This window comes from Streptomyces sp. NPDC016640 (assembly GCF_043076215.1).
GTDB lineage: Bacteria > Actinomycetota > Actinomycetes > Streptomycetales > Streptomycetaceae > Streptomyces.
On sequence record NZ_JBIBRG010000008.1, the window covers coordinates 200,886 to 219,415 of the forward strand.

Genomic DNA, 18,530 nt, shown 5'->3' on the forward strand with positions numbered 1-18,530 from the left:
GCTCGCCGCCAGGGCCGCCGGCCGGCACCCGCATCGACGCCCCGATGACGGCGCCGGCCTCGGCCGGACACGTCACCACGGGGAGCGGGTGCCCGAGGCGCCGGCGGTGCGGCACGGTCACGTGGTGGGGCCGTCGCAGGCGGGCGCAGCCCGGGGAAGGCCGGTGCGGGCTTCCCCGGACGGATCCACGCGGACGTGCGGGCTCTGCGGGCGTCTGCGGACAGCGTGGCCGGACGGCCGGCCGTGCGGGCGCCGGCTTCGGCCTCCAGCGCGGCGGCCGGCATCCGCCCGGCGCCCTCCCGGACGATCTCGTCGATCAGGGACCCGCCCCGCGTCGGCGGGCTGTCCTCGGTGACCACCGTGAGCACGGGCGTATCCTCCCGGCCGGCGCGCCGACGCCGGTCTGCCCGATCCCGGTCGATCGCCCCCTCGGGGGGTACGCCCTGCGCGTCCGGCTCGGGTCCGATCCCCAGGTCCTGAGCCTCGCTCGTGGCTGTGACCAGCGCTTTCACGACAGACCTCGGAACGGCGTGCGGTGCGGTGGCCCGTACCGCACACCGCGGACCTCCTCGCCGTGGCGGAGCCGGGCACGCGTCGGTCTTCCGCCCGTCGGCCGCCCAGCGCCATGAGCTTGCGCGAATCTGATGTGACTGTCTCTAACATTGCCGTATGTTAGAGGCAGTCACATCTCGTGTGGCGCCTGGGAGAACTGGGAGTTCGTATGGCCGCCGTCGCACCACCCGCAGAAGTCACCCCCCGCCGGAAGAGACCACGGGGGCGGCGGAGCTGGGCCTGGATCGCCTTCTCGTCGGTGGCGATCGCCGCCTACTTCTCCGGCCAGTACGCGCAGGGCACGCTGGACGAGCTGAGCCGGAATGAGGTCGGGCTGGCCAACGGCTACGCCGAGCGGCCCCTGCTGGTACAGCTGACGTTCTACGTGCACATCGTCTCCGCCGGGTTGGCACTGGCGCTCGGCCCGTGGCAGTTCTCCCGGCGCGTCCGTGCCCGCCGCCGGGCGTTGCACCGGTGGATCGGGCGAGTGTATTTGGCCGGCGTCGCCCTCGGATCCCTGTCGGGCCTCATCATGTCGGTGTTCAACACAGCCGGAATGGTGGGGTTCTTCGGCTTCGGCTCGCTTTCCGTGCTGTGGGGATGGACGGCTTGGCAGGCATACAGGACGATCCGCGCACGCGACATCCCCAGCCACCAGGCCTGGGTGATCAGGAACTTCGCACTCACCTACGCCGCGGTGACACTGCGTCTCTGGTTCGGCGCCCTGACTGCGGTTCAGATTCCGTTCATGGACAGCGGCGACTCGGTCGAAAGCATCATGGACAACGCCTACCTGCCGCTGGGATTCCTGTGCTGGCTGCCCAACCTGGTTGTCGCCGAGTTCATGGTCCGCCGCCGCGGACTGCCCGCCCTGCACCTCACCACCGAACCCGCACCCGAGACGCCCGCGTCCACCGACAGCACGGGACTGCAGGCAACAGCGCGTGGTCGCGGGGGGCCACTGTGACGAGGCATCGAGCCGAGTGAGCGACCGGGGCAACGCCGCCGGGTCGTCCGGCGCACCGTGCCCCGGCGGTCCGGCCCACGCCGGCTCGGCTCCGCCACGAACGCGATCCCCCGCGACCGCCCGCCCTTTTCCGGACTCGCCGCCGCCCTGTGCTGCCGCGGCGGCTGCTCCGCCTCACCGCACAGGACACGGTCCGGTCAGAGGCCGAGCAGTGCCGACAGCGTGTCGGCGGCGAGTTTCTCCGGTGGACCATCCATGTCGAATCGATCGGCCAGCTGCCGCAGACTCAGGACGGACAGTCCGTGCAGGGCGGCCCAGATGGACCTGGTGAGCAATTCCGCCGACGGGACGGAGGAAAGCAATTCCGCCTGTTGGGCCTCGATGACGGCGTCCCGGAGGATTTCGAAAGACTTGATGCCGACCACGTCCGGAACACCTCCCGGTCCGCGGAACATCGTCACGAAGAGCCCTGGATACTCCTGTGCGAACCGCACATAGGCCCCGCCCAGCCGCAGCAGCCGTTCGCCCGGATCACTGACGCCGAGCACTACCTGTTCGAGGCACTGGCGCAGCGTTGCGTAACCGTCCGCGGCCACCGCCGCCAGCAGTTCGTCCCGCCCGTCGAAGTGGCGATAGGGCGCGGAAGTGCTCACACCCGCCCGGCGCGCCACTTCGTTGAGGCTGAACTGTTCATGCCCCAGCTCGGCCAGAATTTCCTTGGCACCCTCGATCAGCGCTTGCCGGAGCGCACCATGGTGATAGCTGGTACGCGCCACCCGCTCGGAAACCATCCGGCCAATCTAGCAACCGGTGCCCTGCCTCAGTGACTGGGCGGAGCCTGACCCCCACAGGCCGCCGGAGACGTCCTGGCGTCGCATTGGGCCTCCTGCCGATTGCCCGCCACCGACGAACGGATTCGTCACGACGTCGAGCAGCCGTGGCACGACCACGACGATTCCGGCCGGGCCCGCCGCGACCCCCAGGGTGTCGGTGAGGTGATGGAGCAGCGCGAGGCCCGGCACCGTGGCGAAGATCCCCGTGGCGGCCGAGCCCGCGCCGGAGGAGGCCTGCCCGAAGGCGGACGGCGGTGTCTTCGCGGGGGCGGGTGGCGAAGAGGCGGAGGGGGGTGGTCGGGCCGGGCGTCACGGGTTCCTTCGGCCGATCGTTGTGACCGCGGTCGTACGAGGCGCGGGGGCCCGCCCCGCCGGGGCTCCCCCTGGCCGTGGGCACCCGGAGACCGGGACGTGAGGTTCCGGAGGACCTGGGGTCCGTCCCGGGGTCTCGTTCAGCGCAGGGCGATGCCCGTGTCCACGGAACGGAGCGCCTTCTCGAGGAGGCTCGCACCAGGACCCGCCAGCCAGCGGTCGAAGCGCAGCAGGAAGGGGAACTCCGCTCGCAACGCGTCGAGGTCCGCGCTTCCCGCCAGCCTGCCGCCGTCGGCGAGTGCTGCCACTCTGCCGAGGACCTCGTCCTGCGCCAGCAGCGTCGCCGGCAGGCGGCCGTAGCTGATCGGCCGGCCGGCGGCCCGGGTCAGACGCTCGGCCAGGGCCTTGCCGGTGAGAGCGTCACCGGCGATCTCCATGGTGCGGCCGGCGTACCGACCGGGTGAGCCGAAGACCGCGGCCGACGGCCCGCTGTCCGCCCGGGAAGAGACAGGACCCAGGTCAGCGCGGGGGCTTCGCCGGCCGGCGGTAGTGGTCGGCGACCACCCGCGCCATCGCCCCGATCGGATCGGCCGCCACCTCGCGGGCGGCGAAGAAGACGTGCCCGCGCACCTGCGGGTGGCGCCGGGCCAGCGTGAGGTGGCGGGACAGCTCGGCCGGGTCCTGCCAGGAGGCGGGCTGTGACGCGTCGCCCGCCTTGTACAGCGCCTCCCCCGCGTACAGCCGCGTGCCGGAGCCCCGGACGGTCGCGGCCCACCAGCGGATCAGCTCGGCGTAGTCGGCGGGGGCGAAGCCGATGTTCCAGTACAGCTGCGGGCAGATGTAGTCGATCCAGTGCTCCCGGGCCCAGGTGCGGGTGTCCGCGTGCAGATCGTCGTACGTCTGCACACTCGCGTGCGTGTCCGAGCCGAGGGGGTCCGTCCCGGCGTTGCGCCACACGCCGAAGGGGCTGATGCCGAAGCGGGTACCGGGCCGGATCGCCCTGATCCCGGCGGCCGTCTCGCGCACCAGCCGGTCGACGTTGTCCCGCCGCCACGCGGCCCGGTCCGCAAAGAGGCCGCCGTGGGTGTCGTGGGCGAGGTCGTCGTCGAAGGTCTGGCCCGCCACGGGATACGGGTAGAAGTAGTCGTCGAAGTGGACCGCGTCGACGGGGTAGCGGCGCACCGCGTCGAGCATCGCCTCCCGGACGAAGGTCCGGACCTCGGGCAGCCCCGGGTTGTAGTAGAGCCTGCCGCCGTACGTCACGACCCAGGAGGGGTTCCGGCGGGCCGGGTGGGAGGCCGTGAGCCGGGCGGGGTCGGCGTGCATCGCCACGCGGTACGGGTTGAACCAGGCGTGCAGCCGGAGCCCGCGGGCGTGGGCCAGCGTGACGGCCGTGCCGAGCGGGTCCCAGCCGGGATGTGTGCCCTGGGTGCCGGTGAGGTACTGCGACCACGGTTCGTGCGGCGAGGGCCACAGCGCGTCGGCCGTGGGCCGCACCTGCAGGACGACCGTGTTGAGCCGGGCGCGGACGGCCGCGTCGAGGAGCGCGGTCAGCTCGGCCCGCTGCTCGGCGGCGCTCAGTCCCGGCCGGGACGGCCAGTCCCGGTTGGTCACGGTGGCCACCCACATGCCGCGCATCTCGCCGGTCCCCTCGGCCGTCGCCGCGCGGCGCCCCGGCGCGGCGGACGCCCGCGGCACCGCCGCCGGCGCGGTCAGCACCGCCGCCACCAGCGCCCTGCGTGACACCCGTCCCATCGCGCCCCCCCCTGAGACCGCGCGCCGGTCCGCCCGGCCGCGGACCGTCCCGGGGCCAGGATGCACCACCCCCACGATCGAGCATCGATACTTCGGAGTAACGTGCACGAACGGAGCAGGCACCGGGACCCGGCGGACCTGCCACAGCCGCAAGCAGGAGCGAAAGGGACGATGTGACCGACATCGAACGCGTCGGAGTGGTGGGCTGCGGTCAGATGGGCGCGGGGATCGCCGAGGTGTGCGCCCGGGCCGGACTGGACGTCAGGGTCGCCGAGACCACCGGCGAAGCCCTGGAGATCGGCCGCACCCGGCTGTTCAACTCCCTGTCGAAGGCGGCCGGACGCGGCAAGATCACCGAGGACGAGCTGACGGCCACGCAGGCCCGGCTGAGCTTCACCACGGATCTCGGCGAGTTCGCCGACCGTGATCTGGTGATCGAGGCCGTGGTCGAGAACGAGCAGGTCAAGACCGAGATCTTCCAGGTGCTCGACCAGGTGGTGACCCGCCCGGACGCGATCCTGGCCTCCAACACCTCCTCCATCCCGCTGGTGAAGCTGGCGGTCGCCACGGGGCGGCCGGACCACGTCATCGGCATCCACTTCTTCAACCCGGCGCCCGTGCAGAAGCTGGTCGAGCTGATCCCGGCGCTCACCACCTCCGAGGGCACGCTGAGCCGCGCCCAGGTCTTCACCGAGAAGGTGCTGGGCAAGCACGCGATCCGCGCCCAGGACCGCTCCGGCTTCGTGGTGAACGCGCTGCTGATCCCCTACCTGCTCTCCGCGATCCGGATGTTCGAGTCGGGCATCGCCAGCCGCGAGGACATCGACAACGGCATGGAGATGGGCTGCGCCCACCCGATGGGCCCGCTGAAACTGTCCGACCTGATCGGTCTGGACACGGTGGCCTCGGTGGCGTACTCGATGTACGAGGAGTACAAGGAGCCGCTGTACGCCGCTCCCCCGCTGCTGCAGCGCATGGTCGACGCGGGCCGGCTGGGCCGCAAGAGCGGTTCCGGCTTCTACACCTACGGCTGACGGCGGGGCGCGCGGGCCCGGCACCCGGCCATCCGGCCACGGGCGCCGGGCCCGCGGCGTCACATTCTGAGGTGGTGCAGCAGGAGCAGCGCGGCCGCCATGTTGGCGGCCGGGACCTCGCCGCGGGCGACCAGGTCGGGCACCGCCTTCAGGGGCACCCACTCCCGGCGGTCCGACTCGAAGTCGTCCACCGGGTGCCCGACGTACTCGCCCTCGTCGGCCCAGTAGACGTGGTGCCGGGCGTCGGTGAGGCCGTTGGACGGTTCCACGCTCATCAGATGGCGCAGGGGCCCCGGCCGCCACCCGGTCTCCTCCTCCAGTTCCCTCGCCGCCGCCCGGGCGACGTCCTCGCCGTCCTCGACGACGCCCGCCGCCAGTTCCCATCCCCAGCTGTCGGTGATGAAGCGGTGGCGCCACAACAGCAGGACCTCGTTGGCCTCGTTCACCACCGTGGCCGCGGCGACGGGCCGCAGCCGTATGAGGAAGTGGTCGAGATGCCGGCCGTCCGGCAGCTCGACATCCGCGAGATTGACGCTGAACCAGCGGTTTGAGTACACAGTTTGTTCGTTCTGTTTCGTCCACTGCACGGTTCTGCCACCTTCCGCCGAGTAAGTGGCAATATCGCAGCAGGAACGGGCCGGCAGCAGGCGCACGGGAGGCAGCCCACGGCGCAGCGGACGGCGCGGCGGAGGCGCGCGCCGGGCACGACGCCTCTCGACCGGGGCCGTGCTACAGCGGTACGCGCAGCGCCCCGTCGATGAGTTCGGCCGCCTCGGCCGTGCCCGCGCAGCCGCTGCGCACCAGATGCTCGCGCACCGCGCGCAGCCGGTCGCGCAGCCGCTGCGACTCCATGCCCCGGGCCTGTTCCGCCATCCGCACCGCGATGGCCACCGCCTTGTCGGCGTTGCCCCGACGCAGTTCGATGGTGCTCAGCATGGCCAGCCGGTGCACCCGGCCCCGGTCGTGCGCGGGGTTGTCCACGGCCGCGGCGGCGTGCTCCCCGGCCGCCTCGATCTCACCGAGGCTCAGCAGCGCCTCCGCCACCTGCACGTTGACCAGGCCGGGCTGGACGTAGCCGGTCTCGTCGGGTTCGTGTCCGCGCCGGATGCGCTCGGCGGCCCGTTCGGCGCGCCGGATGCAGGACAGCGCGCTCGCGCCGTCGTCCAGGTGCGCGTACGCCTTGGCCTGCATCGCGTACAGATCGGAGGCGAGCGCCGGGGTGATGTCGGCGCCGGCGGCGCGCAGCGCGGCCTCCGCGAAGGCCACGGCCTGCCGGTGGTCGCGCAGGAACAGCGACTGGTTGACCAGCAGGGCGATCACATAGGCGCCGAGCCCCCGGTCACCGCTGGCCTTGGCCAGCCGGAGCGCCTGGTGGAAGTAGCGCTGGGCGAGGCCGTGGGCGTCGGAGTCGTACGCGCAGATGCCGGCGACCGCCACCAGGCCGCCGGTGGCGCGGTGCAGTTGACGGCCGGTGGCGTCGGTGTAGCTGCCGCGCAGCAGCGGGGCGGCCTCGGCGGTGAGGAAGCCGACGATCCGGGCGCGGGTCGCCATGCCGCCCGCCTTGCGGTACATCTGCTCGTAGTGGGCACGGGCGGCGCGCAGCACGTCGAGGTCGCCCGGGGTGACCCGGTGCGGGCCGCCGCGGGAGACGTCCACGTCCTCGGGCGGGTTCTCCCATTCCCAGACGGGCATCACGGCCGGCGTACCGGTGAGCGCGGGGGAACCGAGGACGTGCGGGCGCCCCTGCTGGTCGGAGCGCCACAGCGCGGTGGCCCGCTCGACGAACCCGGACAGAGGACCGGTGTGCGGGGCGGACGGTTCGCCGGGGACGCCGAGCCCGACGTCGTCGAGGGTGACCGGACGGTGCAGCCGGGCGGCGAGCACCTCGCAGATCAGGTCGGGCACCCGCCCCCGGGGCCGCTGGCCCTTCAGCCACCGCGCCACGGCGGTGTGCTCGTATCTGAGGGACAGACCGCGCACCCGGCCGGCCTGGTTGACGTGCGCGGCCAGGCCCGCGTGCGAGATCCCGGCCTCGTCCAGGATCGCGTCGAGCAGAGTATTGGGCTGCATGGGCCCCCCAGTGGATCGGTGCCGGCAGAGTAGTGGGCGGCCGTTCACACGGGGTGTGAACGAAGTGCTCGAATCCGGGGCGTGCGCGCGCTGTCGCGGAGAGTTGCCGGCCGGTTGACTGAAGTGCCTCGAAAGAGGCCGGCCGGGCCGCCGGCTCCCCCTCATCAAGTACGGCGGCCCGTTTCCGCGCCGTCCGCCCGGCCGCCTGCCCGACACTCCGCGGCGGGGCGGACGGCGCGCGGTTGCCCGGTTCAGGCGGGGAACCTCAGGTGCCCGGCCGGGGGCAGGTCCGTCCGGGCCGGTCCCGGGGTCTCCCGCGCCTGCGCGGGGGCGCGTGCGGAGGGGCGCTCGTTGCCGAGTATCAGCAGGGCCACGTCGTCCGTCGGCGGGTCGGTCGTGTGCCGCAGCAGCGCCGAAAGGACCGTGCGCCGTACGGACTGGGGCGTGAGCGGGCGGTCGCGCGCGGCCCCGTCGAGGACGTCCCGCAGCGGGAAGAACCCGCCCGCGGTGTTCCGTGCCTCCTCGGCTCCGTCCGTGTGCAGCACGAGTACGTCGCCGGGCAGCAGGTGTCCGCAGGGCACGGCGGGGAGTTCGGCGGGCAGCGGGAACGGGCCGAGGGGCGGGAGCGGATCGGCGCGGGCGAGCGGCTCGGCCCGTGCTCCGGCCAGCAGGTGCGGCCAGGGGTGCCCGCAGTTCAGGGCCCGCACCTCCCCGTCCGGGAGGATCTCGAGGAGCAGGACGGTGACGAACTCCTCGCCGGCCGCGCCGTCCGGGTCGGGCTCGTCGTGGGCCCGCTCCCGCAGATGCCGGGCCATCGCCCGGTCCAGCCGGCGCAGCACCCCGGCCAGGTCCGCCTCGTCGTGGGCGGCCTCGCGGAAGCTGCCGAGGACGGCGGCGGCGGCCCGTACGGCACCGAGACCGTGCCCCCGGACGTCACCGATGACGGCCCGTACACCGTGCTCGGTCGCGACCACCTCGTACAGATCGCCGCCGATCCGGGCTCCCGGGTCGGCGGACAGGTGGACCGCGGCGGCCGCCAGCCCGTCGACGCGCGAGGGCGGCGGCCGGAGCAGCACGCTCTGCGCGGCGTCCGCGATCCGGCGGGCCCGCCGCAGCTCGCGCAGCAGCCTGCGCCGCGCATGCATCACGAGCCCGGTGACGACGGCGCACAGGACGGCACTGCTGACGAGGCGTGCGCCGAGGGCGTCGTCCCGGGCGAGGGGGCAGGTCATCCGGTAGGTGACCGCGACGGCGCCCCAGGCCGTGGGCACCGCGAGGGCAGGCACCCGTGAGAGGAACCCGGGCGTCGCCCAGCGGGGAGCCCCGGGTTTGTAGCGGATCATGCCGATGGCCCCCCATATAGGCCCGGACAGCGCAGACCGGCCCCGAGAGGCCGGTCCGATTCTGTCGACCGCATGGCCCTATCCGGACGTATCACCGCGAATAGTCACCCGAACGAGTGAGGTGACCGGCGTGAGAAGAGACAAGAGGGGCGTGGGAGGCCAGTCCCACGCCTCCCACGCCCCTCCCCGTGCCGGGTCCGGTGCCGCGTCAGCCGGGGTGCGCCCTTCGAGGAGCGGCGTCCCATGCTCCCGGCGTGCCGGCCGGAAGCCCTCGTACCGGACGTACTCGGGCTTCCGGCCGGTGCGGCGGGAGTGCGTGCCGGGCGTCGCGACGGGGCGAACCCCGGCTGACGGGGCACTAGCTCCGGAGAGCGGCTCCGGTGCGCTCGCCCGCGAGGGCGACCGCCGCTTCACGGGCCGCCGACGCCTCGTCGACGGTCAGCGTCCGGTCGGCCGCACGGAACCGCAGCGCGTACGCCAGCGACTTGCGGCCCTCGCCCAGCTGCTCGGCGTTCTCGTACACGTCGAACAGGCGGATGGACTCGAGCAGCGGGCCGGCGCCCTCGCGCAGCGCGGACTCGACGTCCGAGGCGGGCACGAACGCGTCGACGACCAGCGCGACGTCCTGCGTGGCGACCGGGAAGGTGGAGATGCCCGGCGCCTGCGGGGTGTCGTCGCCGACCCGCCGCAGGACGTCCAGGTCCAGCTCCATCGCGCAGGTGCGGGCGGGCAGGCCCAGGGCCTTCCAGACGCGCGGGTGCAGCTCCCCGGCGTGGCCGATGACACGCTCGGCGCCGTCGACGGTGACGGTCAGCTCAGCGCAGCGGCCCGGGTGCCAGGGCCCGTACTGGCCCTTGCGCACGCCCAGTTCGGCGCCGGCCTCGCGGGCGACGGTCCGGGCGGCCTCGACCGCGTCGGCCCAGCCGGCCGGGCGGCCCTTGCCCCACCAGCCGGCCTGCTCGCGGGCGCCGGCCAGCACGACGGCGACGTGCCGGGGCTGGTCGGGCAGGGCGGCGTCGAGCGCGGCGATGTCGTCCTCGCCGGGACGCCGGTCGACGGGCAGGTTCGCGGCGGCCTTCCGCTCGTCGCGCGGGGAGGTCTCCCCCGCTCGAGCGGAGCCGAGGGCCCGGGGGAGGAAGACCAGGCCGGTCTCGAACAGCGCGAGGTCGTGCGAGCCCCGGCCGTCGTTGCGGCGCAGCGCGCCGAGCAGGCCCGGCAGCAGCGAGGTGCGCAGCGCGGGCTCCTCGTCGCTGAGCGGGTTGACCAGCGTGACGACGCGGCGGGCCGGGTCGTCGGCCTCCAGGCCGAGCTGGTCGAAGACCCGCTCGCTGACGAACGGGTAGTTCGGCGCCTCGACGTAACCGGCACCGGCCAGCGCACGGCCGACACGGCGGTGCAGCCGCTGGCGGGGGGTCAGGCCGCGGCCCGCCGGCGGCCGCGGCAGGGTGGAGGGCAGGCTCTCGTAGCCCTCCAGCCGGATGACCTCTTCGGCCAGGTCGTTCGGATCGGTGAGGTCGGGCCGCCAGGACGGCACCGTGACGATCAGCTCGTCCTGCCCGTACACGTCGCAGCCCACCTCCTGCAGGCGGCGTACGACGGTCTCGCGGCCGTAGGTCACGCCCGCGACCCTGTCCGGGTGGTCGGCGGCGGTGGTGATGGTGTGCGGCGCGGTCGGGGCGACGACCTCGGTGACGCCGGCCTCGGCGGTGCCGCCCGCGAGCAGCACCAGCAGATCGACGGTGCGCTGCGCGGCGGCAGCGGCGGCCTGCGGGTCGACACCGCGCTCGAAGCGGCGGGAGGCCTCGGAGGACAGCTTGTGACGGCGGGCGGTGCGCGCGACGGACACCTGGTCGAAGTGGGCGGCCTCGATCACCACGTCGGTGGTCGCGTCCGCCCCGTTCCCCTGGTCGGCGATCTCGGTGTCGGCGCCGCCCATGACTCCGGCCAGCCCGATCGGGCCGCGGTCGTCGGTGATGACCAGGTCCTCGGCGTGCAGCTTCCGCTCGACGCCGTCGAGGGTGACGATCTTCTCGCCCTCCTCGGCCCGGCGCACGCCGATGGTGCCCCGGACGAGGGAGCGGTCGTAGGCGTGCAGCGGCTGACCGAGCTCCATCATCACGTAGTTGGTGACGTCGACCGCGAGCGAGATCGGGCGCATGCCGACCTTCTGCAGCCGCCGCTGGAGCCAGATCGGGGAGCGCGCCTCGGGGCTCAGGCCGGTCACCGTACGGGCGGTGAAGCGGTCGCAGCCGGCCGGGTCGGAGACCTCCACCGGGTAGCCGAAGGCGTTCGGGCCGGGCACGTCGAGCAGCGCGGGGTCGCGCAGCGGCAGGCCGTAGGCGATGGCGGTCTCGCGGGCGACGCCGCGGATGGACAGGCAGTCGCCGCGGTTGGCGGTGACGGCGATGTCCAGCACCTCGTCGACCAGTTCGAGGAGCTCGACGGCGTCCTTGCCGACCTCGGTCTCCGGCGGCAGCACGATGATGCCGTGGGTGCCGTCGTCGCCCATGCCCAGCTCGTCGCCGGAGCAGATCATGCCGTGCGAGACCCTGCCGTAGGTCTTGCGGGCGGCGATCGAGAAGCCGCCGGGCAGGGTGGCGCCGGGCAGGACCACGACGACCTTGTCGCCGACGGCGAAGTTGCGGGCGCCGCAGACGATCTCCTGGGGCTCGCCGGTGCCGTTGGCCCGGCCGACGTCGACGGTGCAGAAGCGGATCGGCTTCTTGAAGCCCTCCAGTTCCTCGATGGTCAGCACCTGGCCGACGACGAGGGGGCCCTTGAGGTCGGCGCCGAGGTGCTCGACGGTCTCGACCTCCAGCCCTGCCGAAATGAGCTTGGCCTGCACGTCGCGGCCGGTCTCGGTGGCCGGCAGGTCGACGTACTCCCGCAGCCAGGAAAGCGGGACCCGCATCAGATCTCCATCCCGAACGGCCGGGTGAACCGGACGTCACCCTCGACCATGTCTCGCATGTCCTCGACGTTGTGGCGGAACATCAGCATCCGCTCGATGCCGAACCCGAAGGCGAACCCGCTGTACCTCTCCGGGTCGACGCCGCAGGCGGTGAGCACCCGCGGATTGACCATGCCGCAGCCGCCGAGCTCGATCCAGCCCTCGGACGAGCAGGTGCGGCAGGGCCGGTCGGGGTTGCCGACGGAGGCGCCCTTGCAGACGTAGCAGAGCATGTCCATCTCGGCGCTCGGCTCGGTGAAGGGGAAGAAGTTCGGCCGCAGCCGGGTCTTCATCTCCTCGCCGAACAGCGACTGCACCATGTGGTCCAGGGTGCCCTTGAGGTCCGCCATGGTGAGGCCCTCGTCGACGGCGAGCAGCTCGACCTGGTGGAAGACGGGGGTGTGCGTGGCGTCCAGCTCGTCGGTGCGGTACACCCGGCCGGGGCAGATCACGTAGACCGGCAGCTCGCGGCCGAGCAGGGAGCGGACCTGCACGGGCGAGGTGTGGGTGCGCAGCACGACGCCGGACTCGGTGCCGCCTTCGGGGCCCCGCACGAAGAAGGTGTCGGCCTCGCCGCGGGCCGGGTGGTCCGGGCCGATGTTGAGGGCGTCGAAGTTGAACCACTCGGCCTCGGCCTCGGGGCCCTCGGCCACCTCGTAGCCCATGGCCACGAAGATGTCCTCGATGCGCTCGGAGAGCGTGGTGAGCGGGTGGCGGGCGCCGGCCGGCACGCGGTCGTGGGGCAGCGAGACGTCCACGGCCTCCTCGACCAGGACGCGCGCGTCGCGCTCGGCCTCCAGTTCGGCCTGGCGGGCGGCGAGGCCCTTGTTGACGGCACCGCGTGCCTGGCCCACCCGCTTGCCGGCGTCGGCCTTGGCGTGCGGCGGCAGGGCACCGATCTCGCGGTTGGCCAGTGCCAGCGGGGAGGTGCCGCCGGTGTGGGCGACCTTCGCCTCCTGGAGCGCGTCGAGGGAGTCCGCGGCGGCGAAGGCGGCGAGCGCCTCGTCCCGCATGCGCTCGATCGCTTCCGGTTTCAACGCCTCGACCTCGACAGGGTCGTACGACTTATTCGGTGCCGACATCTCTTCCCGTGCTTCCGGTTGGCTGGCTGATGGTCCCCGTCATCGACTCGTGGACGAAGCGTTCGTCGTCGCGTCGTTCGTCGTCGCGTCGTCGTCGTGTTGTTCGCCCTCGGGACGCAAAGGTGCCAGAGGCCGAGTCTAACGGGGTGAGGGAACGTGAACTCGCCCGTGGGGGCCCCGGGCGTCTCAGGTGAGGTACGCCGGTGCCGCCACGGGCAACGTAAATCGGAACTGGGCGCCACCGCCGGGGGCGCGTCCGACCGTGATGGTGCCGCCGTGGGCCTCGACGATGCCCTTGACGATGTACAGGCCGAGGCCGGTCCCGCCGCGCTTGCTGCCCCGCCAGAAGCGGGTGAAGACGCGGTTCATGGATTCCTCCGGGATGCCGGGCCCCTCGTCGCTCACGGTGACCGACGTGGCCGCGTTGTCGGCGGTCTCGGCGCCGTCCCGTTCGCGGGGGGACGCCGAGGGCGTGATGTCGATGGTGACGGTTCCCTCGCCGTGCCGCACCGCATTTTCCAGCAGGTTGCTCAGCACCTGGTCGACCTTGTCGGGGTCGGCCCAGAGATCGGGCAGCGGGTGCTGCACCCGCAGCAGGAACCGGTCGGCCCGCTGTCCGGCGGCGACGTAGGCCTGGATGTGCCGTCCGACGGCGGCGCCGATGTCGACGGGCTGGCGGCGCACCTCCAGGCGTCCGGAGTCGATGCGGGATATGTCGAGCAGCTCGGCGATGAGCCGGGTGACGCGGTCGGCGTCGGCGTCGACGGTCTCCAGCATCAGCCGCTTCTGGTCGTCGGTGAACCGTTCCCACTTGGCGAGCAGGGTGGCGGTGAAGCCCTTGACGGAGGTGAGCGGGGAGCGCAGTTCGTGGGCGACGGTGGCGATCAGCTCGGCGTGGCTGCGCTCGGTGCGGCGCCGGGCCTCGGTGTCGCGCAGGGTGACGACGACCCGGCGGACCGGTCCGGTGGGCCGGGTGCGGACGTAGCGCGCGGAGGCCAGCACCTCGCGTCCGCCGGGCAGGAGCAGATTGCGTTCGGGCTGGCCCACCCGGATGGCGAGGCCGCCGTAGGGGTCGGTGAGCTGCCACCAGCGGCGGCCCTCCAGGTCCTCTAACGGCAGGGCCGTCTCGAGCCGCTGTCCGAGGGCCTGCTCGGCGGGGACGGCGGTGATGCGTGCGGCCGCGGCGTTGAAGCAGATCACCCGCCCGTGCTCGTCGGCGACGACGAGCCCGTCGGGCAGCTGGTCGGGGTCGATGCCGAGTTCGGCGAGATCACCGGGCCGGGGCGCGGGCGGGCGCGCCACCCGCCGTGCTCCCGGTGCGCTGCTCGTGCCGACGCTCATCCCCGTACCCCACCTCTCACAACCTCCTCGGGGCGCCCCGTGCTCGAGACCGGCCGAGAGCTTGGGGGAGGGTCCCCGAGCCGGTCAGCCTACTAGTCTTCGGTGACGGAGCGGCACCCTCGCACGGCGCGCTGTGCGCGTGCCGACGCGTACAGACATACGGCGGCGGCGGTGGCCAGGTTCAGGCTCTCCGCCTTCCCGTGGATCGGGACGCGTACGACGGCGTCCGTGAGCGCGCGGGTCTCCTCGGGAAGTCCCCAGGCCTCGTTGCCGAACACCCATGCCGTCGGTCCGCCCATGGTGCCCTTGTCGAGCTCCTCGTCGAGGTCCCGGTCACCGGCGCCGTCCGCGGCGAGCAGCCGCACGCCCGCGCCCCGCAGGCCCGTCACGGCGTCTTCGACGGGGACGCCCACGGCGACGGGGAGGTGGAACAGGGAGCCGACGGAGGCGCGTACGGCCTTGGGGTTGTACAGGTCGACGGAGGCGTCGGTGAGGACGACGGCGTCGGCCCCGGCGGCGTCGGCGCACCGGAGCACGGTGCCGGCGTTCCCCGGGTCGCGTACGTGTGCGAGGACCGCGACCAGGCGGGGGCCGGCGGCGAGGATCTGTTCGAAGGGCGTGTCCAGGAACCGGCACACCCCGACGAGCCCCTGGGGGGTGACGGTGGTGGAGATGTCGGCGATGACCTGCTCGGAGGCCAGGTGGACGCGGACGCCGGCGTCCCGGGCCCCGCCGATGACGTCGGCGTACCGGTCGGCGGCCTCCGGTGTGGCGAACAGTTCGGCGAGCGTGGCGGTGTCGCCGGTCCGGTGCGCGGCGGCCTCCCGCACGGCCTGCGGCCCCTCGGCGAGGAACAGCCGGTCCTTCCCCCGGAAGTTCCGCTTGGCGAGCCGCCGTGCGGCGGCGACGCGGGGGGAGCGGGGGGAGATCAGCTCGGGGCCGAGGGGGGGCATCTTCTCTTCACCTTCGGAAATCTCGGACACGCTGCACGTTCGGACGACGGGACCGCGGCGTCCCGGGGCTGTGCCGGCACGCGGCTCCGCCGCGTGGGCCCGGCCGGCCGCGACGCACCCGCAGCCACACGCGTCGCCGTGCAACAGCAGGACCCGCAAGCCGTGAGCCTGCGGGTCCTTCGGTCGCGTCGGCTTCAGGCCGACGCGGTGATCACGCGGCCTTGGGCGCGTTCACGTCCGCCGGGAGCGCCTTCTGGGCCACCTCGACGAGCGCGGCGAAGGCGGTGGCGTCGTTGACGGCCAGCTCGGCCAGGATCTTGCGGTCGACCTCGACGTTCGCGGCCTTCAGACCCTGGATGAACCGGTTGTACGTGATGCCGTTGGCGCGGGCAGCGGCGTTGATGCGCTGGATCCACAACTGCCGGAAGTCGCCCTTGCGCTTCTTGCGGTCGTTGTAGTTGTAGACCAGCGAGTGGGTGACCTGCTCCTTGGCCTTGCGGTACAGGCGCGAGCGCTGCCCGCGGTAGCCGGAGGCCTGCTCGAGGATCGCCCGGCGCTTCTTGTGGGCGTTGACTGCCCGCTTGACGCGTGCCACTTGTTAACTCCTTGTAGCGGGGCCGTGGTTGTGCCCACACGGCCCGAAATCGATTGGGTCCCGGTCTGACGTGCTGGCGGCGCTCGCGCGCCGGGGCGTCACTTGCCGAGAAGCTTCTTGATCTTCGCGGCGTCGCCCGGGGCCATCTCGGCGTTGCCGGTGAGGCGACGCGTCACGCGGGAGGACTTGTGCTCGAGCAGGTGGCGCTTGCCGGCGCGCTCACGGAGCACCTTGCCGGAGCCGGTGATCTTGAAGCGCTTGCTGGCACCGCTGTGCGACTTGTTCTTCGGCATAGCGCCGTTCTCTCCTCGTCGGTGGCGCTCCGGTGCCCGGTCGTGAAACCGGGCACGGTGGAGCGTCGTACTTGTATCGGTTACGTCCTGGGGACTGGCGTCCCCCGGGGTCACGCCTCGGCGGATGCCTCGGCCGGAGCCTCGGCGTTCGCTGCGTCGGGAGCCTCGGCGTTCGCGGCGTTCGCGGCGTCGGGGTCCGCGGCGTTCATCGAACGGCCGGGGTTGGCCTTCGCCTCCGCCTTGCGGGCCTCCTGCGCCTGGCGAGCCTCGGCCATCGCCTCGGTCTTCTTCTTGTGCGGACCGAGGACCATGATCATGTTGCGGCCGTCCTGCTTCGGGTTCGACTCGACGAACCCGAGGTCCTGGACGTCCTCCGCGAGCCGCTGCAGCAGTCGGTAGCCGAGCTCCGGCCGGGACTGCTCGCGACCACGGAACATGATCGTGATCTTGACCTTGTCGCCCTGCTTGAGGAACCGGACGACGTGACCCTTCTTGGTGTCGTAGTCGTGCGGGTCGATCTTCGGCCGGAGCTTCATCTCCTTGATGACCGTGTGCGCCTGGTTCTTGCGCGCCTCACGGGCCTTCATGGCCGACTCGTACTTGAACTTCCCGTAGTCCATGAGCTTGCACACAGGCGGACGGGCGGTCGCCGCCACCTCGACCAGGTCCAGGTCGTACTCCTGCGCAAGCTCCAGTGCCTTGGCCAGGGGGACGATGCCCACCTGCTCGCCACTGGGACCGACAAGTCGCACCTCTGGAACGCGAATCCGGTCGTTGATGCGGGGCTCGGCGCTGATGGATCCTCCTCGGTAGCACCACGCGACGGTCTGGCGGACAGCCGCGTAACGTCTGTATTCGTTAGACCTAACCGCGCCGAAGCAAGAAAAATGCCCCGGACGATCACAGGCGGGGCTCCTCGAACTACCGGAGCACCACCACAGTGAACGCGGGGCGCGCTATCGGGCGGATCGCCGTCACGGGGACGGGACCGCCTGACCGGTGACCCGCCGCCCCGGGGGCGGTCAGGTGGGAGTTCGAAGCCTCCACTTGTGGGTCGGGCTCGCGGGCCGCGAGGCATACGGGTCCGACCGGTCGTTACACAAGGTTAGCAGCTCCCGGGGAGGCGCGCTAACCGGGCGTCTCCCGCCTCCTGGCGTCAAGGGGGTGCCGGACTGCCCCTATCGTGTGGGGCATGAGTGAGACCTCCCCCTCGGACACCCCCGGGACCCCCGGCGGCCCCGACTTCGACGCCATGGCCCGCGACATCGCCGAGGTCCCGGCCGTCGAGGTGATCGTGACGGTCGCCGTCAATCTGATGAGCGCCGCCGCCGTGAAGCTCGGTCTGACCGAGGAGGGCGACACGTTCAAGGACCTGGACGAGGCCCGCAAGCTGGTGCACGCGCTGGCCGGTCTGCTGGACGCCTCCGCGACCGAGATCAGCTCGTTCCACGCGGCGCCGCTGCGCGACGGCCTGAAGTCGCTCCAGCTGGCGTTCCGCGAGGCCTCCCTGGTCCCGGACGAGCCGGGCCAGGGCCCGGGCGAGAAGTACACGGGCCCGGTCTACGGCTGAGGCCTGTCGTTCGGGCCGGGTAGCGGGGAATCGACGCGCGGGCCGGGACCGGACCCTGTCGGCGCCGTCCGCACCGGCTCGCGGGGCCGGGGCTCTCAGGGAGTACGCACGTACAGCGGCTCGCCAGGTGGCGTGGCCCGGGCCGGCAGGACCGCCAGGTCCAGGCCGCGCACCAGGCGGGCCCTCAGTGTTTCGTCGGCGGCGAGCCGCCGGGCCACCGCTCGGGCGGCCTCGGCGGCCGGGACGGCCGGGTCGAGGACGAGGGCGAGGGTGCCGTCGGCCTCCCCGGGCCCGAGGTGGGCGCGCAGCACGGCGGGTTCGGCGGCCACCGCGGCCCGCACGGCCTCGACGACGGCCGGGTCGGCGAGCGGGTCGGTGCTCGTGCGGCCCTCGGCGAGCGCGAGCAGTGCGGGGCCGGTCAGTTCGAACGGGACGGGACCGGCCAGGTCCAGGACGACCGTGTCCGCCTTCTCGTGCGCGGCGGCCCGCAGGGCCTGGTGCAGCGGTACGGCGACGGGCCGGGCCGCCGGGTCCCAGCGGGCGAGCGAGTCGGTGGAGGTGAAGGCCGGCAGCGCGGTGCGGCCTCCCGCTTTGAGGGTGGGAACGGCCATGTCGCTGGTCTTCTCCCGGCGCAGCCCGTTCTCGTCCTCCTCGGTCTCGCCGAGCACGGCCACCACGGGGACGAGCAGCCGGGCGTCCTTGAGCGCCTCCAGGACGGGGCCGACGGCGGAGCCGTCCTCGGCCCAGGCGGCGAGGGCGGCACTGACCCGGGGGTCGGCGGAGCCGTCGTCGTCCCGGAAGGCGGAGTCGGGAATGTTCTTGTTCGCCACGTCACCGACCTTAGCGGCCGGTGGTGACACGCCCGGCGGCGGGAGGCGGG

General features: G+C 72.9%; 17 protein-coding genes and 1 pseudogene. 3 read left to right on the forward strand and 15 right to left on the reverse strand.

The genetic code is table 11. From position 1 onward, the window contains the following. Positions 1-811 precede the first annotated feature (811 nt). On the forward strand, positions 812-1,519 hold the full coding sequence (locus ACF07S_RS18745) for a DUF2306 domain-containing protein (RefSeq protein WP_391964515.1): 708 nt from the start codon (positions 812-814) through the stop codon (positions 1,517-1,519). Positions 1,520-1,716: 197 nt separating this feature from the next. On the opposite strand, the gene ACF07S_RS18750 is transcribed toward ACF07S_RS18745, so the two are convergent. From ACF07S_RS18750 to ACF07S_RS18765, 4 genes and pseudogenes are all read right to left on the reverse strand, one after another. Continuing rightward, positions 1,717-2,310, reverse strand: coding sequence for a TetR/AcrR family transcriptional regulator (locus tag ACF07S_RS18750; RefSeq protein WP_391964516.1), 594 nt, complete (start codon positions 2,308-2,310; stop codon positions 1,717-1,719). Between the two features lie 9 nt (positions 2,311-2,319). After that, positions 2,320-2,565, reverse strand: a pseudogene (locus ACF07S_RS18755) (MFS transporter); the annotation flags it as partial. Between the two features lie 239 nt (positions 2,566-2,804). Next, on the reverse strand, positions 2,805-3,101 hold the full coding sequence (locus tag ACF07S_RS18760; protein ID WP_391964517.1) for a hypothetical protein: 297 nt from the start codon (positions 3,099-3,101) through the stop codon (positions 2,805-2,807). 82 nt (positions 3,102-3,183) lie between these two features. Then, the gene (locus tag ACF07S_RS18765) at positions 3,184-4,419 is read right to left on the reverse strand and encodes a glycoside hydrolase family 10 protein (protein ID WP_391974608.1); all 1,236 of its coding nucleotides are present in this window, start codon (positions 4,417-4,419) and stop codon (positions 3,184-3,186) included. 173 nt (positions 4,420-4,592) lie between these two features. Between ACF07S_RS18765 and ACF07S_RS18770 the strand changes: the two genes are divergently transcribed. Continuing rightward, positions 4,593-5,453, forward strand: coding sequence for a 3-hydroxybutyryl-CoA dehydrogenase (locus ACF07S_RS18770; protein WP_391964519.1), 861 nt, complete (start codon positions 4,593-4,595; stop codon positions 5,451-5,453). 59 nt (positions 5,454-5,512) lie between these two features. Here ACF07S_RS18770 and ACF07S_RS18775 read toward each other — a convergent pair whose 3' ends face one another. The 10 genes from ACF07S_RS18775 to infC form a co-directional block, all read right to left on the reverse strand. After that, positions 5,513-6,040 (reverse strand): NUDIX hydrolase, encoded by a 528-nt coding sequence (locus tag ACF07S_RS18775; RefSeq protein ID WP_391974609.1) that lies wholly within the window; start codon positions 6,038-6,040, stop codon positions 5,513-5,515. 142 nt (positions 6,041-6,182) lie between these two features. Beyond that, positions 6,183-7,523: a transcriptional regulator gene (locus ACF07S_RS18780; protein WP_391964521.1), complete on the reverse strand. Its 1,341-nt coding sequence runs from the start codon at positions 7,521-7,523 to the stop codon at positions 6,183-6,185. A gap of 251 nt (positions 7,524-7,774) precedes the next feature. Then, positions 7,775-8,866, reverse strand: coding sequence for a PP2C family protein-serine/threonine phosphatase (locus ACF07S_RS18785; protein WP_391964522.1), 1,092 nt, complete (start codon positions 8,864-8,866; stop codon positions 7,775-7,777). Between the two features lie 358 nt (positions 8,867-9,224). Beyond that, a complete protein-coding gene (gene pheT, locus ACF07S_RS18790; RefSeq protein WP_391974610.1) occupies positions 9,225-11,777 on the reverse strand; it encodes a phenylalanine--tRNA ligase subunit beta in 2,553 nt (850 codons plus the stop codon). Beyond that, positions 11,777-12,898 carry a phenylalanine--tRNA ligase subunit alpha gene (gene pheS / locus ACF07S_RS18795; protein WP_391964524.1) on the reverse strand — a complete coding sequence of 374 codons (1,122 nt, stop codon included), beginning with the start codon at positions 12,896-12,898 and terminating at the stop codon, positions 11,777-11,779. The genes pheT and pheS overlap by 1 nt, the downstream gene beginning before the upstream one ends. Positions 12,899-13,084: 186 nt before the next feature. Further along, positions 13,085-14,239, reverse strand: a complete 1,155-nt coding sequence (locus ACF07S_RS18800; protein WP_391964525.1) for an ATP-binding protein — start codon at positions 14,237-14,239, stop codon at positions 13,085-13,087. A 92-nt stretch (positions 14,240-14,331) separates the two neighbouring features. Beyond that, positions 14,332-15,192, reverse strand: a complete 861-nt coding sequence (locus tag ACF07S_RS18805; protein ID WP_391964526.1) for a TrmH family RNA methyltransferase — start codon at positions 15,190-15,192, stop codon at positions 14,332-14,334. Between the two features lie 211 nt (positions 15,193-15,403). Beyond that, the gene (rplT, locus tag ACF07S_RS18810; protein ID WP_004933571.1) at positions 15,404-15,787 is read right to left on the reverse strand and encodes a 50S ribosomal protein L20; all 384 of its coding nucleotides are present in this window, start codon (positions 15,785-15,787) and stop codon (positions 15,404-15,406) included. Between the two features lie 98 nt (positions 15,788-15,885). After that, complete coding sequence (gene rpmI, locus ACF07S_RS18815; RefSeq protein WP_003977225.1) at positions 15,886-16,080, reverse strand: 50S ribosomal protein L35; 195 nt, start codon at positions 16,078-16,080, stop codon at positions 15,886-15,888. A gap of 110 nt (positions 16,081-16,190) precedes the next feature. Further along, positions 16,191-16,877 (reverse strand): translation initiation factor IF-3, encoded by a 687-nt coding sequence (gene infC, locus ACF07S_RS18820; protein ID WP_391974667.1) that lies wholly within the window; start codon positions 16,875-16,877, stop codon positions 16,191-16,193. Between the two features lie 395 nt (positions 16,878-17,272). Between infC and ACF07S_RS18825 the strand changes: the two genes are divergently transcribed. Continuing rightward, positions 17,273-17,650 carry a DUF1844 domain-containing protein gene (locus tag ACF07S_RS18825; protein ID WP_391964527.1) on the forward strand — a complete coding sequence of 126 codons (378 nt, stop codon included), beginning with the start codon at positions 17,273-17,275 and terminating at the stop codon, positions 17,648-17,650. A 95-nt stretch (positions 17,651-17,745) separates the two neighbouring features. Here ACF07S_RS18825 and ACF07S_RS18830 read toward each other — a convergent pair whose 3' ends face one another. Then, positions 17,746-18,480 (reverse strand): SseB family protein, encoded by a 735-nt coding sequence (locus tag ACF07S_RS18830; protein ID WP_391964528.1) that lies wholly within the window; start codon positions 18,478-18,480, stop codon positions 17,746-17,748. Positions 18,481-18,530: the final 50 nt, after the last annotated feature.

Excerpts from the sequence above, each read along its gene's own strand:
- ACF07S_RS18750 (WP_391964516.1), bottom strand. The coding sequence starts at position 2,310 with ATGGTTTCCGAGCGGGTGGCGCGTACCAGCTATCACCATGGTGCGCTC.
- ACF07S_RS18760 (WP_391964517.1), bottom strand. The coding sequence starts at position 3,101 with ATGGAGATCGCCGGTGACGCTCTCACCGGCAAGGCCCTGGCCGAGCGT.
- ACF07S_RS18765 (WP_391974608.1), bottom strand. The coding sequence starts at position 4,419 with ATGGGACGGGTGTCACGCAGGGCGCTGGTGGCGGCGGTGCTGACCGCG.
- ACF07S_RS18780 (WP_391964521.1), bottom strand. The coding sequence starts at position 7,523 with ATGCAGCCCAATACTCTGCTCGACGCGATCCTGGACGAGGCCGGGATC.
- ACF07S_RS18785 (WP_391964522.1), bottom strand. The coding sequence starts at position 8,866 with ATGATCCGCTACAAACCCGGGGCTCCCCGCTGGGCGACGCCCGGGTTC.
- pheT (WP_391974610.1), bottom strand. The coding sequence starts at position 11,777 with ATGCGGGTCCCGCTTTCCTGGCTGCGGGAGTACGTCGACCTGCCGGCC.
- pheS (WP_391964524.1), bottom strand. The coding sequence starts at position 12,898 with ATGTCGGCACCGAATAAGTCGTACGACCCTGTCGAGGTCGAGGCGTTG.
- ACF07S_RS18800 (WP_391964525.1), bottom strand. The coding sequence starts at position 14,239 with ATGAGCGTCGGCACGAGCAGCGCACCGGGAGCACGGCGGGTGGCGCGC.
- ACF07S_RS18805 (WP_391964526.1), bottom strand. The coding sequence starts at position 15,192 with ATGCCCCCCCTCGGCCCCGAGCTGATCTCCCCCCGCTCCCCCCGCGTC.
- rpmI (WP_003977225.1), bottom strand. The coding sequence starts at position 16,080 with ATGCCGAAGAACAAGTCGCACAGCGGTGCCAGCAAGCGCTTCAAGATC.
- ACF07S_RS18825 (WP_391964527.1), top strand. The coding sequence starts at position 17,273 with ATGAGTGAGACCTCCCCCTCGGACACCCCCGGGACCCCCGGCGGCCCC.